General features: G+C 60.6%; 16 protein-coding genes and 2 pseudogenes. 13 read left to right on the top strand and 5 right to left on the bottom strand.

The features are described 5' to 3' along the window. Positions 1-110 precede the first annotated feature (110 nt). Positions 111-767, bottom strand: a complete 657-nt coding sequence (locus tag HX830_RS02625; protein WP_177098877.1) for a ribonuclease T2 family protein — start codon at positions 765-767, stop codon at positions 111-113. A 193-nt stretch (positions 768-960) separates the two neighbouring features. Between HX830_RS02625 and HX830_RS02630 the strand changes: the two genes are divergently transcribed. Further along, positions 961-1,785 carry an aspartyl/asparaginyl beta-hydroxylase domain-containing protein gene (locus HX830_RS02630; protein ID WP_152742280.1) on the top strand — a complete coding sequence of 275 codons (825 nt, stop codon included), beginning with the start codon at positions 961-963 and terminating at the stop codon, positions 1,783-1,785. Between the two features lie 123 nt (positions 1,786-1,908). On the opposite strand, the gene fabV is transcribed toward HX830_RS02630, so the two are convergent. Further along, a complete protein-coding gene (gene fabV, locus HX830_RS02635) occupies positions 1,909-3,105 on the bottom strand; it encodes an enoyl-ACP reductase FabV (protein ID WP_152742281.1) in 1,197 nt (398 codons plus the stop codon). 217 nt (positions 3,106-3,322) lie between these two features. Here fabV and HX830_RS02640 point away from each other — a divergent pair, with 217 nt between their 5' ends. Further along, entirely contained in the window at positions 3,323-4,267 is a 945-nt protein-coding gene (locus HX830_RS02640; RefSeq protein WP_103499169.1) for a sensor domain-containing diguanylate cyclase, read from the top strand. A gap of 307 nt (positions 4,268-4,574) precedes the next feature. Here HX830_RS02640 and HX830_RS02645 read toward each other — a convergent pair whose 3' ends face one another. Next, positions 4,575-4,751, bottom strand: coding sequence for a hypothetical protein (locus HX830_RS02645; protein WP_177098878.1), 177 nt, complete (start codon positions 4,749-4,751; stop codon positions 4,575-4,577). 110 nt (positions 4,752-4,861) lie between these two features. Between HX830_RS02645 and HX830_RS02650 the strand changes: the two genes are divergently transcribed. The 5 genes from HX830_RS02650 (at position 4,862) to HX830_RS02670 (ending at position 9,244) form a co-directional block, all read left to right on the top strand. Next, the gene (locus HX830_RS02650) at positions 4,862-5,602 is read left to right on the top strand and encodes a response regulator (RefSeq protein WP_103499170.1); all 741 of its coding nucleotides are present in this window, start codon (positions 4,862-4,864) and stop codon (positions 5,600-5,602) included. Further along, the gene (locus tag HX830_RS02655; protein ID WP_177098879.1) at positions 5,599-6,933 is read left to right on the top strand and encodes a sensor histidine kinase; all 1,335 of its coding nucleotides are present in this window, start codon (positions 5,599-5,601) and stop codon (positions 6,931-6,933) included. The genes HX830_RS02650 and HX830_RS02655 overlap by 4 nt, the downstream gene beginning before the upstream one ends. Positions 6,934-7,072: 139 nt before the next feature. Continuing rightward, on the top strand, positions 7,073-8,446 hold the full coding sequence (gene ppnN / locus HX830_RS02660; protein ID WP_103499172.1) for a nucleotide 5'-monophosphate nucleosidase PpnN: 1,374 nt from the start codon (positions 7,073-7,075) through the stop codon (positions 8,444-8,446). Between the two features lie 208 nt (positions 8,447-8,654). Further along, positions 8,655-8,906: a type II toxin-antitoxin system HicA family toxin gene (locus HX830_RS02665; protein ID WP_177098880.1), complete on the top strand. Its 252-nt coding sequence runs from the start codon at positions 8,655-8,657 to the stop codon at positions 8,904-8,906. A gap of 8 nt (positions 8,907-8,914) precedes the next feature. Then, positions 8,915-9,244, top strand: a complete 330-nt coding sequence (locus HX830_RS02670) for a type II toxin-antitoxin system HicB family antitoxin (protein ID WP_218171188.1) — start codon at positions 8,915-8,917, stop codon at positions 9,242-9,244. Between the two features lie 30 nt (positions 9,245-9,274). Here the strand turns inward: HX830_RS02670 and tam are convergent, their stop codons facing one another. Continuing rightward, positions 9,275-10,039: a trans-aconitate 2-methyltransferase gene (gene tam / locus HX830_RS02675; RefSeq protein WP_177098882.1), complete on the bottom strand. Its 765-nt coding sequence runs from the start codon at positions 10,037-10,039 to the stop codon at positions 9,275-9,277. A 103-nt stretch (positions 10,040-10,142) separates the two neighbouring features. Between tam and HX830_RS02680 the strand changes: the two genes are divergently transcribed. Both HX830_RS02680 and HX830_RS02685 read left to right on the top strand, forming a co-directional pair. Beyond that, positions 10,143-11,066 (top strand): LysR family transcriptional regulator, encoded by a 924-nt coding sequence (locus HX830_RS02680; RefSeq protein WP_100943078.1) that lies wholly within the window; start codon positions 10,143-10,145, stop codon positions 11,064-11,066. 75 nt (positions 11,067-11,141) lie between these two features. Beyond that, positions 11,142-11,405: pseudogene (locus HX830_RS02685) on the top strand (antitoxin Xre/MbcA/ParS toxin-binding domain-containing protein); the annotation flags it as partial. A 60-nt stretch (positions 11,406-11,465) separates the two neighbouring features. Here HX830_RS02685 and HX830_RS02690 read toward each other — a convergent pair. Then, positions 11,466-11,903, bottom strand: a complete 438-nt coding sequence (locus tag HX830_RS02690) for a MarR family winged helix-turn-helix transcriptional regulator (RefSeq protein ID WP_177098883.1) — start codon at positions 11,901-11,903, stop codon at positions 11,466-11,468. Positions 11,904-11,980: 77 nt separating this feature from the next. Between HX830_RS02690 and HX830_RS02695 the strand changes: the two genes are divergently transcribed. The 4 genes and pseudogenes from HX830_RS02695 to HX830_RS02710 all read left to right on the top strand — a co-directional run. Then, on the top strand, positions 11,981-13,087 hold the full coding sequence (locus HX830_RS02695) for an FAD-dependent oxidoreductase (RefSeq protein ID WP_103499178.1): 1,107 nt from the start codon (positions 11,981-11,983) through the stop codon (positions 13,085-13,087). A gap of 317 nt (positions 13,088-13,404) precedes the next feature. Next, the gene (gene dapA, locus HX830_RS02700) at positions 13,405-14,280 is read left to right on the top strand and encodes a 4-hydroxy-tetrahydrodipicolinate synthase (RefSeq protein WP_103499179.1); all 876 of its coding nucleotides are present in this window, start codon (positions 13,405-13,407) and stop codon (positions 14,278-14,280) included. Between the two features lie 65 nt (positions 14,281-14,345). Beyond that, positions 14,346-14,720 (top strand): DUF2784 domain-containing protein, encoded by a 375-nt coding sequence (locus tag HX830_RS02705; RefSeq protein ID WP_103499180.1) that lies wholly within the window; start codon positions 14,346-14,348, stop codon positions 14,718-14,720. 277 nt (positions 14,721-14,997) lie between these two features. Continuing rightward, positions 14,998-15,164: pseudogene (locus tag HX830_RS02710) on the top strand (ribonucleotide-diphosphate reductase subunit beta); the annotation flags it as partial.

Here is a 15,164-nt window from a genome sequence, read left to right on the forward strand (position 1 = left end):
AAAAGACGCCGACTTTGCCAGCCCGCCGCACGCCTGTCTTGAACATTTGTGCACAAACGGGCACTTGAGCAGCGTGTCGAATCAAGCGCCGCCCAGGTATCCCGGAGCAATCAGCGAATCGGCGGCACGCGCACCGGCCCTTGTCGGCATTGATTCCTGACGCCCTTGCCGCACTCGCCGAAGCCCAGGTCCTTGGTCAGGCACACACGCACCTCGGCCAGTTCCGGTCCGCTGCAACGCACCGTCACCCCACCCTCCGGCATCCCCGGATTGCTCTGGCGGAACAGTTGGAGGATCTGGTCGGCGGAGTATTCCCGCGGCGTCGTCGAAGGTTGCAGGGCGGGTGGAACCACCACTGTCCCCAGCGCCTTGTCGGCCGCATTCAGGTAGCCAGAGGCGCCCAGGCCACTGCAGGTACCGTGCTTGTCCCACTCATGCTCCAGCAGTTTGCCCGAGGGAAACAGGGTGAGGCCCTTTTGCCGCTCCTGCTGCGTCAAGGGTGTCAGTGGCGGGCAGGATTGTGGCCAGCCGCCCTTGGCATACTGCGGCCACAAGCCATGGAGCACAAAACCATAACCCTTGCCGCTGCACTGCTGATCCTTGGCATGAGTCAGGCAGAAGGTCGGCGACCAGGACAAGGTCAGCAGGTAGTAATCGAAGACCCCCGCCACCGACTCCGTCTGCTGCCTCGATTGCCGGGCTTCGCTGAGACTTGCATGGCCCATCGTCAGGGCGATGAACAAGACGACTACAGAAGATAATTTCATTGGTTTTCCTATCCCATCGGGCGCCATCATGGCGCTCAAAACATCGTAACCATAGCGTCAGATCAAGGTCTGCCTTGAACAATAACTGTTAAATGTCACTGCAAAACAGTAACATTCAGCACTTTTTTCCAGGCTTTGCCGCGCCGTCCCGGCGCACGCCGCACTTGACGTAGTCGCTCTAGGAGCAGGTTTCATGAGTATTCGCAACATCCGCAAGAAAGTCGTCTCCGCCCTCTGGACCCTGGCCGTACTCTTGCTGATCTACTGCTTTCCGAAAACCATTCTCGGTTTTCTGCTCCTGGTCGCGGTTTGCGGTGTCTATGACTTCCTGCGCAACGGCATCTACACCGCCGAGCTGGCGAAGAAGTATTTTATCGGCAACGGCCGCAACACCTGGGTACTGTCGCCCTTCAACTCGCTGTTCGACCTGATCAGCAAGCCCAATCGCGGCATCTACAAGATGCAGGACCTGCCAGAAGACTGCCAGCGCGACCTGCAGCAAGTCATCGACAAGGCGATGAGCCACAAGGACGAGATCATCCAGTACCTCGACTCACGGATGGCGGAAAACAAGCGCGGCATGTTGTTCTTCCAGTGGTACGGACGCAAGATCGATACCGAACTGGATATCTCGGAACTCCAGCAGAAGTTCCCCTACGTCAAGACCGTGGGCGTGTCGGTCTTCAATGAAAACCGCTCGACGTCCTTCCACTTCGGCCCGTTGCGCATGATGTTCCGCGTGCTCTACAACATGGCCCCGGCGCCGCACCACGACGGCGTCTACATCCAGTGCCGCAAGCAAAAGCATTACTGGCATGACGACCCGCTGTTCATTTTCGATGACACGCTGCTGCACGCCTCGTTCAACAAGAACGACGCCAAACGTTACTGCCTGTTCATCGATATCGTCCGCCCGTCCTACGCCCCGCGCATTATCAGCGGTGCGATCGCTGCGTTCGCCAGCGCGGCGTTCACCCTGCGCCAGGGCTTCTACAAGAACTGGAAGGTCATCAAGTAATAACGGCTGGAGGTTGCGCCGCGCCTTCGAAGCTGCGCGGCCAAACCCGGCAATAGCCTTGAGGCGCTGGATTGACCAGCCCCTCAAGTGACCGCCTCAACCCCGCGGGACGCGGGCGCTGATTCAGGCCTGGATCAGCTTGGCAATCGCCACGTCCGGGCTGACGTCGGCCTCGTAATCCACCCCTTCGACCCCGAAACCGAACAGACGCAGGAACTCGGCCTTGTAGCCGGCAAAATCCGTCAGTTCGTTGAGGTTTTCGGTGGTGACCGCATCCCACAGCTTCGCCACCTGCGCCTGGACCTCAGGCTGCAGCTCCTTGTAGTCGGCACGCAGGCGGCCGTCTTCGTCGAGGATCGGGGTCGGCGAGTACAGGCTGTCCTTGTACAGGCCGTAGACCTGCTCGATGCAACCTTCGTGGGAGCCCTGCTCCTTCATCACCTTGAACAGCAGCGACAGGTACAGCGGCATGATCGGGATCGCCGAGCTCGCCTGGGTGACCACGGCTTTCAACACCGAAACCCGCGCGTCGCCGCCTTTGGCCGCCAGACGCTCACGAATCTTCAGGACCTTCTGGTCCAGGTCCTTCTTGGCCGCGCCAATGGAACCGTTCCAGTAGATGTCGTGGGTCAGTTTTTCGCCCAGGTAGGTGAAGGCGGTGGTTTTCGCGCCGTCAGCCAGCACACCGGCCTCGTCCAGGGCATCGATCCACAGCTGCCAGTCTTCGCCCCCCATGACCTTGACGGTACCGTCGATCTCTTCCTGGGTCGCCTCGGCCAGCGTGGTGACGTTGACCTCTTCCTTGTCGGTGTTCAGTCCGCGCTGGGTGACCGACTTGCCGATCGGCTTGAGCGTCGAGCTGTAGACTTCACCGGTTTTCGGATCGGTACGACGCGGGGCCGCCAGGCTGTAGACCACCAGGTCGATCTTGCCCATGTCGCGTTTGATGGTCTCGATGGTCAGGCGCTTGACTTCATCGGAGAAGGCGTCGCCATTGATGCTCATGGCGTACAGGCCTTTCTCTTCGGCAAACTTGTGGAACGCGGCGCTATTGTACCAACCGGCGGTGCCGAGCTTGCCTTCGTCGCCTTCACGCTCGAAGAACACCCCCAGGGTGTTGGCACCGCAGCCGAAAGCCGCGGTGATGCGCGCCGCCAGGCCGTAACCGGTGGATGCACCGAGCACCAGGACGTTCTTCGGTCCGTCGCTGACCGGGCCTTGCTGGGTGACGTAGTCAATCTGTTGCTTGACGTTGGCTTCACAACCCACTGGGTGGGTGGTCACACAGATAAAGCCACGAACGCGTGGTTTGATGATCATAAGGTTCCCTTTTTTCATAGGCCGATATCGACACTGACGGTAAGCAGCGTCGCGGATTCTAGTCATAGACGTTCAAAAAGCCGATGCGTCACTGCTTTTACAACACAGGCCCGCGCGGGGAAAGCAAATTCCCTTGCCATGTATCGCCTGGACCTTGATTAGCCCTCGTGCGCGCAACATTCTAGCGCCCACCTCCACCAGCGAAGCCTGATCGATCATGAGCGCCACGCCTTCTACCGAAACCGATAGTGACGTCTACAAGACCCTGCTCGAATCGACCAAGGCCATTCCCTGGCGAATCGACTGGCAAACCATGACCTTCAGCTACATCGGCCCACAGATCGAGACCCTGCTCGGCTGGACACCGGACAGTTGGGTCGGGATCGATGACTGGGTGTCACGCATGCACCCGGATGATCGGGAGTATGTGGTGAACTTCTGTGTGTCGCAGTCCAAGGCTGGCGTCGACCACGAGGCCGACTACCGGGCGCTGACCCGCGACGGCGAATACGTCTGGATCCGCGATGTGGTGCATGTGGTGCGCAAGGACGGCGAAGTCGAGGCGCTGATCGGCTTTATGTTCGATATCAGCGAACGCAAGAAAACCGAGGAACACCTGATCCGCCTGCAAAAGCAGTTGGAGGAGTACTCGTTCCAGGATGGCCTGACCGGTATTGCCAATCGTCGTATGTTCGACACCGTGCTCGCCCGGGAGTGGGAACATGCTCAGCGCAATCAACTGCCGCTGTCGCTGATTATCCTGGATATCGACTTTTTCAAGCAGTACAACGACCACTACGGGCATATCAGGGGTGACGAGGCCCTGCGACAAGTGGCCCAGACCCTGTCCCAGGCGACCAATCGGCCACGGGACTTTATTGCCCGGATCGGCGGTGAAGAGTTCATCTGGCTATTGCCCGAAACACCGGCGGACAAGGCTCGGCAAGTGGCGGATAAATGCCTGCAACTGATTCGCCAGCAGCAGATCGAACATGAGAAGTCGGCGATTTCCGGGCTGCTGAGTCTCAGCCTCGGAGTCGGCACCATACGCCCCGCCGTCGATGAAGCGGCACTGGGTTTTGTCGAGAAAGTCGATGAGTTGCTCTACAAAGTCAAACGCAACGGCCGCATGGGGGCCGAGTACGCCAACTTCAGCGACTGACCGATGGATTCACTGGATATCGAGATCGAAGCTCGGCGTCGGACGCTCCGACGTCGCCGCCGATACAATCGCGCGGATTTGTATCAATAATGACTATCGATGCAGCTGATAAGCGATCATCAAGCCACGATGGTAGAGTTCGCGCCGATGGCAACGTTATGCCTCAACTATTCTCCGGGCACTTGCGCGGAACAGTTATTGAGTCATCTCGACTTCATCATCCCTTTGGTAAGTTTTAGCTACTGCGCCGAGTGCCCTGCACTTTGTGCGGTGGCTTTTTTTAGGTCATTCAAATATCCGAACTTGATTAATCCAAGGCACTTGTCGTGGGCGCTACTTTTTCATGGCGCGGCAAACAGTGCCTGGCAAGGGGCGAAAAAAACCACGGCAACTCAGCTGCCTTCATTGCAGTGGTCGGAAAGATCAATACAAATCCCTCGGCCAATGGCCAGTCTTGTCCCGCCGACGCCAGGCGTTTTTGCATGCCTGTGTATCCGTAGCCCGCCAGATACACTGCAATACAAAGGCCCGATGCCAGCCGCCACAGCCCTCGCTAGACTGTGCCCTAAACCAACATTGACGGAGCCCGGCCCCATGGATCATGTCGATCACATCCTGATCGTGGACGATGACCGCGAGATCAGAGAGCTGGTGGGCAACTACCTCAAGAAGAACGGCCTGCGTACCACGGTGGTCGCCGATGGCCGGCAGATGCGTACCTTCCTCGAAACCACGCCGGTGGACCTGATCGTGCTGGACATCATGATGCCCGGCGACGACGGCCTGCTGCTGTGCCGTGAACTGCGCGCCGGCAAGCACAAGGCCACGCCGGTGCTGATGCTGACCGCCCGCAGCGACGAAACCGACCGCATCATCGGCCTCGAAATGGGCGCCGACGATTACCTGGTCAAACCCTTCGCCGCCCGCGAGCTGCTGGCCCGGATCAACTCGGTGCTGCGCCGCACACGGATGCTGCCACCCAACCTGATCGTCACCGAAAGTGGTCGACTGCTGGGGTTCGGCCGCTGGAAGCTCGACACCAGCGCCCGCCACCTGCTGGATGAAAACGGCACCCTGGTGGCCCTCAGCGGCGCCGAATATCGCCTGTTGCGGGTGTTTCTCGACCATCCGCAACGGGTCCTGAACCGCGACCAGTTGCTCAACCTAACCCAGGGCCGCGACGCCGATCTGTTCGACCGCTCCATCGACCTGCTGGTGAGCCGCCTGCGCCAACGGTTGCTGGACGATGCCCGCGAGCCGGCCTATATCAAGACCGTGCGCAGTGAGGGTTATGTGTTCTCACTGCCGGTGGAAATCCTCGGTGCAACCCAATGAAACCGGTCCTGCTCTGGCCGCGCACGCTGGGCTCACGGCTGTCGCTGATCTTCCTCGCCGGGCTGATCCTCGCCCAGGCGCTGTCCTTCGGCGCGCAGTCCTACGAGCGCTATCAGAGCGCCAAGACCGCCATGCTCGGCAACCTGGAAACCGATGTCTCGACCTCCATCGCCATTCTTGAACGCCTGCCGGCGAGCGAACGCGAAAGCTGGTTGCCACGCCTTGAACGGCACAACTACCGCTACCTGCTGAACGAGGGTGTTCCCGGCATTCCCATGCAACCGGATGAAGTGCCGATCGCCGTCCCCTCGCTCAAAGAGGCCATCGGGCGTGACTACCCGCTGACCTTCAGCGACATTCCCGGCCCGCGCAAACACTTCCAGGCCCATCTGAAACTGCGTGACGGCAGTCCGGTGACTCTCGACGTCACCCCATCGGTCATGCCCATGTCGCCCTGGTTGCCCTTTGTCCTGCTCGGTCAGTTGCTGCTGATGCTCGGCTGCGCCTGGCTGGCAGTGCGGATTGCCGTGCGCCCGTTGACCCGCCTGGCCCATGCCGTGGAAAACCTCGACCCCAATACCCACGGCGTACACCTGGACGAAGCCGGCCCGACCGAAGTGGCCCGCGCGGCGGCGGCCTTCAACGCCATGCAGGCGCGTATCGCCGCCTATCTCAAGGAGCGCATGCAACTGCTGGCGGCGATTTCCCATGACCTGCAAACCCCCATCACGCGCATGAAGCTGCGGGCCGAGTTCATGGACGACTCCACCGAGAAGGACAAGCTCTGGCAGGACCTGGGCGAAATCGAACACCTGGTGCGTGAAGGCGTGGCCTATGCCCGCAGCGTGCATGGCGCCACCGAAGCCAATTGCCGCATCGACCTCGACGCCTTTCTCGACAGCCTGGTATTCGACTATCAGGACACCGGTCAAGCCGTGGAGCTGATCGGCAAGAACGGCGGGCTGATCGACACCCGCCCCCATGCCCTGCGACGCGTATTGGTCAACCTGGTGGACAACGCGCTGAAATTCGCCGGCAGCGCGCAGATCGTCATCACCCCCCAGAAAAACCGACGACTGTCGATCCTGGTCCTGGACCGCGGCCCGGGTATCGCCCAGGCGGAACTGGAAGAAGTCCTCAAGCCCTTCTATCGCGTGGAAAGCTCGCGCAACCGCAGCACTGGTGGGACCGGCCTGGGCCTGGCCATCGCCCAGCAACTGGCAACCGCCATGGGCGGCACATTGACCCTGAGCAATCGTGATGGCGGAGGGCTGTGTGCGGAGCTTGAGCTGAACATGGGCGATACGCCTGCGGGTTTCGCGACGCGTTAAAATCCTGCAAGCTGAGCCAACCGGCACCAACCACCTGGGTGCCTGATTTAGCTATGCTAGGAACACGCGTGCGCGCGAAGCCTTTCTGGTGCAGCCGGCGCCTTAGCAGCCCGGCGACATCGCCTTGATGGAATAAAGCATGACCCAACGATCGGTAATCAACGCCTCGGTTAGCCCCAAGGGCAGCCTCGAAACCCTTTCCCAACGTGAAGTGCAGCAACTGAGCGAAGCCGGCTCCGGCAGCATCTACACATTATTCCGCCAGTGCGCCCTGGCCATCCTCAACACCGGCGCCCATGTCGACAATGCCAAGACCATCCTCGAAGCCTACAAGGATTTCGAGATCCGTATTCACCAGCAGGATCGTGGGGTCCGCCTGGAACTGCTGAACGCCCCGGCCGATGCCTTCGTTGATGGCGAAATGATCGCCAGCACCCGCGAAATGCTCTTCAGTGCCCTGCGCGATATCGTCTACACCGAAAACGAACTGGAGAGCCAGCGCATTGATCTGGACAGCTCCCAGGGCATCACCGACTACGTTTTCCACCTGCTGCGCAACGCCCGCACCCTGCGCCCCGGCCTGGAGCCGAAAATGGTGGTGTGCTGGGGCGGTCACTCCATCAGCACCGAGGAATACCAGTACACCAAGAAGGTCGGCCACGAACTGGGCCTGCGCAGTCTGGATGTCTGCACCGGTTGCGGTCCTGGGGTGATGAAGGGGCCGATGAAAGGCGCGACCATTTCCCACGCCAAACAACGCATCACCACCGGCCGCTACCTGGGCCTGACCGAGCCGGGGATCATCGCCGCCGAGGCGCCGAACCCGATCGTCAACGAGCTGGTGATCATGCCCGACATCGAGAAACGCCTTGAGGCGTTCGTGCGGGTGGGCCACGGCATCATCATCTTCCCGGGCGGCGCCGGTACGGCCGAAGAATTCCTCTACCTGCTCGGCATCCTGATGCACCCGGACAACCGCGAACTGCCGTTCCCGGTGATCCTGACCGGCCCGCGCAGTGCAGAAGCCTACCTTCAGCAACTGAACGCCTTTGTGGTCGCGACCCTGGGTGAAAAAGCGCAGAAGCACTACGAAATCATCATCGACAACCCGGCCCAGGTGGCCCGGCAGATGGCCCACGGGTTGAAGGCGGTCAAACAGTTCCGCCGCGAACGCAATGACGCCTTCCACTTCAACTGGCTGCTGAAGATCGATGGCGGCTTCCAGCACCCGTTCGATCCGACCCACGCCAACATGGCAAGCCTCAACCTCAGCCGCAGCCTGCCCCCCCACGAACTGGCGGCCAACCTGCGCCGGGCGTTTTCCGGGATCGTCGCCGGCAACGTCAAGGACAAGGGCATCCGCCTGATCGAGGAGCACGGCCCCTACGAGATCCATGGCGACGCGGCGGTGATGCAACCGCTGGACAAGCTGCTCAAGGCCTTCGTTGAACAACACCGCATGAAGCTCCCCGGTGGCGCGGCTTATGTGCCTTGCTATCGCGTAGTGAGCTAAACCCGCGACAACGATCTGTTTGTATCTGCCAAGCCGGTGCAAACAGATCGCCCTCCTGCGCCCAATACATCGATCCTGTAGGCCCCGTCCAAAAATCCCTCGGGAAACGTAAGCAAGCCCGAAACCCCTATTGAACGCCCCGGCAAAACCCTTCAGTCTTGACCCTCAACATCAGTGCAACTATATTTAGTTGCAGCAAGGAGGCTTGGTGTCCAAGAATGAAAAATTGCTCGCTAAACTGCTCAACCCCTGGTCGAGCTTTACCTGGACGGAGCTGGTGACGCTATTGGGTCACTTTGGTTACCGTCGGCTCGAAGGCCCAGGTAGCCGGGTCAAATTCGACAACGGCGACCCGCAGGCAGCGATCAACCTGCACAAACCTCATCCTGGCAACGAGCTGAAAACCTATATCAAGCGTCAGGTGATTGATCACCTGCGTTCAGGAGGACTGATTTCGTGAGTAATCAGATGCATTACAAAGGCTATTACGGCTCCATCGAAGCCAGCGTCGAGGACAACTGCCTGTTCGGCAAGCTCCAGTTCATTCGCGCGCTGGTAAGTTATGAGGGGCAAACCGTGGCGGAATTGGAAACGGCGTTCAAGGAGGCCGTTGACGACTACCTCGACACCTGCAAACAGTTGAACCAGGCGCCCGAGATGCCCTGCAAGGGCTCATTCAACGTGCGCGTGGGTCACGATCTCCATCTGGCCGCCGCGTTGACCGCGACGCGCCAGAAGGTGACGCTCAATGACCTGACCCGTCAGGCCCTGAGCGAGTATCTGCTGCTGCATGCCTGATCGACTCAGGCAGAGCCCCCTGAGCAAGCCTCAGCGAGTCGCGACCACGAACAACCTGGGAAACGGCAACAGCACCGTTCCATCGGCGAGCGCCGGGTAAGCCCCGGTGATAGCCGTCAGGTAAGCCTGCAGAAACGCCGCTTTCTGCCCCTCATCCAAGGGTGCCAGGTACGGCCGCAGCGCCGAGCCCTTGAACCACTCCACCACGGCGGCATGACCGCCGGCCAACGGGTGGTGATAGGTGGTGCGCCAGACATCCACGTGGCTGCAGTGCGGACGCAGCAGTTCGTAATAGAAACTCGCGTCGTGCCGCGGCGGGTGCCGAACCGTCGCGATCTTATCCGCCCACGGTCCGTTGGCGGCCACTTCCCGCGCCAGCCGGTGCGATGGCTCCTGCATATTGTCCGGAGTCTGCACCGCCAGGCTGCCACCAGCCGCCAACTTGCTCACCAGATGGGGATAGAGCGTGGTGTGATCCGGCACCCATTGCAGCGAGGCATTGGCCAGGATCACATCGAAGGTTTGATCCGGGTTCCAGGTGGCGATATCGGCGAGTTCGAAATTCAACGCGGGCAAGCGCGCCCGAGCACTGACGAGCATATCCTCGGAGCTGTCCATGCCGGTGACCCGCGCCTCGGGAAAACGCTGGGCCAGGACTTCGGTGGAGTTGCCCGGACCGCAACCCAGGTCGACGGCCACGCCGACCGTGCCGGTAGGAATGGCGGCTACCAGATCGCGGACGGGACGGGTGCGCTCTTCTTCAAATGTCGAATATTGCTTGGCTGACCAGGTCATCACGCTTCCTCTTGTGCATGGGGAGTGAGCACAAGCGTAGGTTTTGCACGCCATGATGACAAATGCTAATAATGACAAGCTGCCATACTGAAAAGGTATCGAAATGTTAGAGCTGCGTCGCTTGCATGCGTTTGTCGTGATCGCTGAAGAAGGTCATATCACCCGGGCGGCGGAGCGTCTGCATATGCAACAACCGCCCCTCACCCGCCTGCTGCAGAAGCTGGAGGCCGAGATGGGCGTGGCGTTGATGGAACGCCTGCCACGGGGTGTTCGCCCGACCACCGCGGGCCTGGCGTTGCTGGAAGAAGCCCGTGCTGTCTTGGCACGGGCCGAGGGCGTGACCGAGGTGGTGCGTCGCGCTGCCCGGGGTGAACAGGGGCGGCTTGGTATCGGCTTCACCAGTTCGGCAGCGCTGCACCCGTTTGTGCCGGGCGTGCTGCGGCACTTTCGCGAGGCGTTTTCCGGCGTTTCGGTGATTCTGGAAGAAGCCGGCACCGGGGAGTTGATGGATGCGCTGGTGCACGAACGCCTGGATGCCGCCTTCGTGCGCTCGCCCTTGAGCGGTACACCGACCTTGCAGGCCGAGCCGATTCTGGTCGAACCGATGTTGCTGGCACTGCCGATGGATCATCCCCTGGCACAGGACACCCGCGTCCCCCTGCCCTTGTCCGCGCTCGCCGGCGAAGCCTTTGTGCTGTATCGACGTCGGGTGGGATTGGGGCTCTACGACGCCATTCTGGTGGCGTGTCGCGAGGCGGGATTCAGCCCACAGGTGATTCAGGAAGCCCCACGCATGGCCGCCACCCTGAGCCTGGTCGCCGCCGGCCTGGGGGTTTCCATCGTCCCGGCCTCGATGCAGCGCCTGCGGGGCGACGGGATTGCCTATCGCGCGCTGTCACAGTGTCCGGGACTGATCGCACCGCTGCACCTGGCGACCCGCGTGGGCGATAGCTCGTCGGTGCTGCGGCGGTTTCGGGAGTTGGTGATCGAGGCGGCGGCAATGGAGACCCCATCAGCGCAAATCTGAAAGCACTGGCACTTTCAATTATCCGGCATTTACCGGACTCTATTCGATAAATGCCGTATAAAAAGAGGTGTCCCCATCATTCCTCTCACCCCCCTCAAGACACGTACAGCCAAGGACCAGCGGCTGACTATCAATGATAGCGACCCATTGCTTCGTGCGGTTCGCATCACCGCCATAGCGAATACGCTTTTCGGCAATGATGAGAAAGCCAAGCGCTGGTTGTCCAAACCCAAGGAACACTTCTCGGGGAAAAGTCCCATGACCATGCTGTCGACTATTCAGGGAACCCGTCAGGTAGAGGAAATGCTCATACGTCTGGCGGAAGGTCTTACCTTTTAACCTAGAGAGTTTTCCGACCTGTCGAGACGTACCCACGCCGTACGTCCCGTGTGAGTGGCTTCAGGAATCAACGCGTAAATTGGCATTGGCCCGCTGCAGAAAGTCCACAAAACGCTCCACCTCCTCATCACTGAAACCCGCCAGCGCCTTGATATTGCCCTCCCACAGAATCTCTTTCGCCTGCGGTATCCGGGTCAGCGCCAGCTCGGTCAACTCCACGATCTGAACGCGCTTGTGCTCCGGATCGGGCCGGCGGCGGATCAGTTGATCCCGCTCCAGACGAGCCAGGGTCTGGGCCATCGACGGCTGCTCGACCTGCAGCAAACGCGCGAGCTCAGCCTGGGTCCGCGCTTCCCCCCGCTGCAGCGCACCCAACACCGGCATGCTGGCCATGCCGATTCCCAGCGGGCGCAAACGCACCTCGGCCTGCCGGATCAACTCCTGTGACACGCGCTTGATCAGGAAGGACGGCACCCGGTTCAGATCTAAATTGTTCATCTAACGACCCCTTGTCATAGGCACCTATGCTAATTCATCATAGGTGCCTATGACAAACCGCGCTCTGGAATGACACCATGGTCTCGACTCCACGTATCGCCATCGTCGGCGCCGGCCTCGGCGGCTTGATGCTCGCCCGTATGCTGTACCTCAAAGGCGTGCCTTTCCTGATCTTCGAGCGTGATGAGTCCATCTCGCAGCGGCCACAGGGCGGCATGCTCGACCTGCACGTGGAAACCGGCCAATACGCGCTGCGCCTGGGCGGGTTGTTCGAAACCTTTCAGCAATTGGCCCGCTACGAAGACCAGGGCCTGCGGCTGTTCGACCAGCACGGTACGTTGCAGATGGAAAAAGCCGATGCTGCCAGCGGCGACCGCCCCGAGATCGATCGCGGCCAGCTCAGGGAGCTGCTGCTGGAATCGATCCCGGAAGACACTTTGCGCTGGGGCCACACCCTCAGGGAAGCCGAACAACAGGACGACGGCTATACCGAGCTGCGCTTCGACAACGGTCTGAATCAGCGCTTTGAGCTGGTGGTCGGCGCCGACGGTGCCTGGTCCAAGGTGCGCGCTCTGGTCTCGACAACACAGCCCGCGTTCACCGGACTCACCTTGCATGAACTGTCGATCCCCGACGCCGATGCCCGTTATCCTGAGGTCGCGCAACGGGTCGGGCGCGGCATGCTGATTGCCAAGGGCAAACGCCAGACAATCTTTGCCCAACGCAACGCAAACGCCCATATCCGCGTGTATGCCGCCTTGCATCGGCAGGTAACAGCGCACGAAGCAAAAACCAGGAGCGACCTGCTCCGAGACTTCAAGGGTTGGGACGCCTCATTGCTGCAACTGCTTCACGTAGCGGACGAACCTGTACGCCCCTGGCCGGTTCATGTGCTGCCGATCGGTCATCGCTGGGAGCACCGCGACGGCGTCACCCTGCTGGGCGATGCCGCGCACCTGATGCCACCCGCCGGCGAAGGCGCCAACCTGGCGTTGCGCGATGCGGTGGATCTGGCGGATGCGCTGCTGGACGACCAGGACTGGAAAACCGCGGTTCGAGCCCATGAACGGGTGATGTTCGAACGCGCCGCCCTGGCTGCCGTCGAGGCAGACAAAATGATGATGGCCGACTCGGTCGAAGAAAACCTGGAACTGATGAAAAGTCATCTGGGCGCCGAAGCCTGAGCCACACTCGATCGACATCGGCAATTGACAAACCCGGCGCCAGCTTTTAAAAATGGACGCCTGATCCAGGGTGTAAACAAATATGTGCGCAACGCTCAACCTCATTGCTGTCGCCGTTGGCTTGAATGCCAAGGCCCCGGCATGCGTTGCGTTTGCCCCTAAATCGAAGAAACAGTCGCTCATGTGACCGGGGCGCGCTGTCCCGTCAGATGAGCTGACAGGACATTGAGCGCGACGACGGGTCACCCCTCCTCTTCTGCCAACTTCCTTCTACGCTTCTGACGGTGACGACACGGTCAACCATCAGGAGAAAGTGCATGTCATCGTTTCAAGGTATCTGGGTCCCCCTCGTTACGCCGTTCGTGAACCAGGCCATCGACTTCGTCGCCTTGCGGCGGCTGGTCAGCCATCTGCTGGACAGCGGCGTCGACGGCATCGTGGTCTGTGGCACCACCGGGGAAGCCGCCGCACTGGGCAAACATGAACAGCTGGCGGTGCTGGATGCCGTACTGGAGCTGGTCCCGCCACAGAAGGTGGTAATGGGCCTGGCGGGCAACAACCTCAGCGAGTTGCTGCAGTTCCAGAGCGAGATACTCAAGCGCCCCCTGGCCGGGCTGCTGGTGCCTGCGCCCTATTACATCCGCCCGTCCCAGGCCGGCCTGGAAGCGTTTTTCAAGACTGTCGCCGATGCCTCCAGCGTGCCGATCATTGTCTACGACATTCCCTACCGCACCGGGGTGAGCTTCGAGCAGGCAACCCTGCTCAGGATCGTCGCCCATGACAATATCGTCGCCATCAAGGACTGCGGCGGCAACCTGAACAACACCCTGGCGGTGCTGGCCAGCGGCCTGGTCGATGTGCTGTGTGGCGAGGACAACCAGATGTTCAATGCAATGTGCCTCGGCGCAACCGGTGCAATTGCGGCTTCGGCGCATATCCATCCCGAGTTGTTCGTCCAGTTGTACCGGCAGATCCAGGAGCAGCAGCTCGCAGCTGCCAGGACGACATTTTTCCAACTGACGCCGCTGATCCAGGCCCTGTTTGTCGAGCCCAACCCTGGTCCGGTGAAAACCGCCCTCGCCCTTCAGGGGTTGATTCGTGACGAACTGCGCGCGCCCATGCAAACCAGCAGTGAAGCCACAGCCCAGCGCCTGAAAGACATCCTCGCAACGCTCAAGTCCAACGCGCGGTAGAGGTCGGACCAGCGACCCGGGTAGGATATCCGCACTTACGTCATGGATCAGAAAAGGAAGTCGAGATGTTCTACCGGATAGCGGCCGACGGGCTGGTGTCGTTTCACCTGCTGTTCATCTTGTTCGTGCTGTTTGGCGGGTTGCTGGTGCTCAAATGGCGCCGGTTGATCTGGTTGCACCTGCCCGCCGCGACCTGGGGTGTGATTGTCGAAGTCTTTCACCTGGAATGCCCGCTGACCCGCTGGGAAAACCTTTTTCGCCAGGCCGCCGGACAAGGCGGTTATGGCGAGGGCTTTATCGAGCACTACCTGATTCCGCTGATCTACCCCGCCGGGCTGACACCGACGATACAGCTTGGCTTTGGTGCCTTGGTGCTCTTGCTCAACCTCACGGTTTACCTGCATCTGTTCAAAACCCGCCGCCTGAAAGCCGCCCTCTAGACACCTCACCGAGAAGCTGCGACGAAACAGCGCGTTGCGCCCCAGCGGATTGACCGACCGCAAAAACCACCATATAGTGTGCCAACTTCACATAAAAACACTACATGATGTGCCATGCTTCTCCTACGGCACCTCTCATCCCCCTGGAGCGCCAGGGTTTTCCAATGCCTGCTTGTGCCGTGAATCCTGTTGAACGGGAGCTCCAAACACGTGTCTACCTGCCTGACAAACAGGCAGTGAACCAGGCCTACCCACACCCCCACACAAGGAACATCCGATGCTCAGCTGGGACGAATTCGACAAGGAAGAAGGCGCAGCCGCCATCAAGGGCGCCAACGCCGGCCACGCCACCGAAGCCAACATGGACCGCCTCGACAGCGCCGGTGGCGCCGCGGCCCAGGAGGCCCGTGCCGTGACCGCTTCCGACTCGGCTGCCATCGCCCG

The sequence above is a fragment of the Pseudomonas gingeri genome (assembly GCF_013385425.1).
Classification (GTDB): domain Bacteria; phylum Pseudomonadota; class Gammaproteobacteria; order Pseudomonadales; family Pseudomonadaceae; genus Aquipseudomonas; species Aquipseudomonas gingeri_D.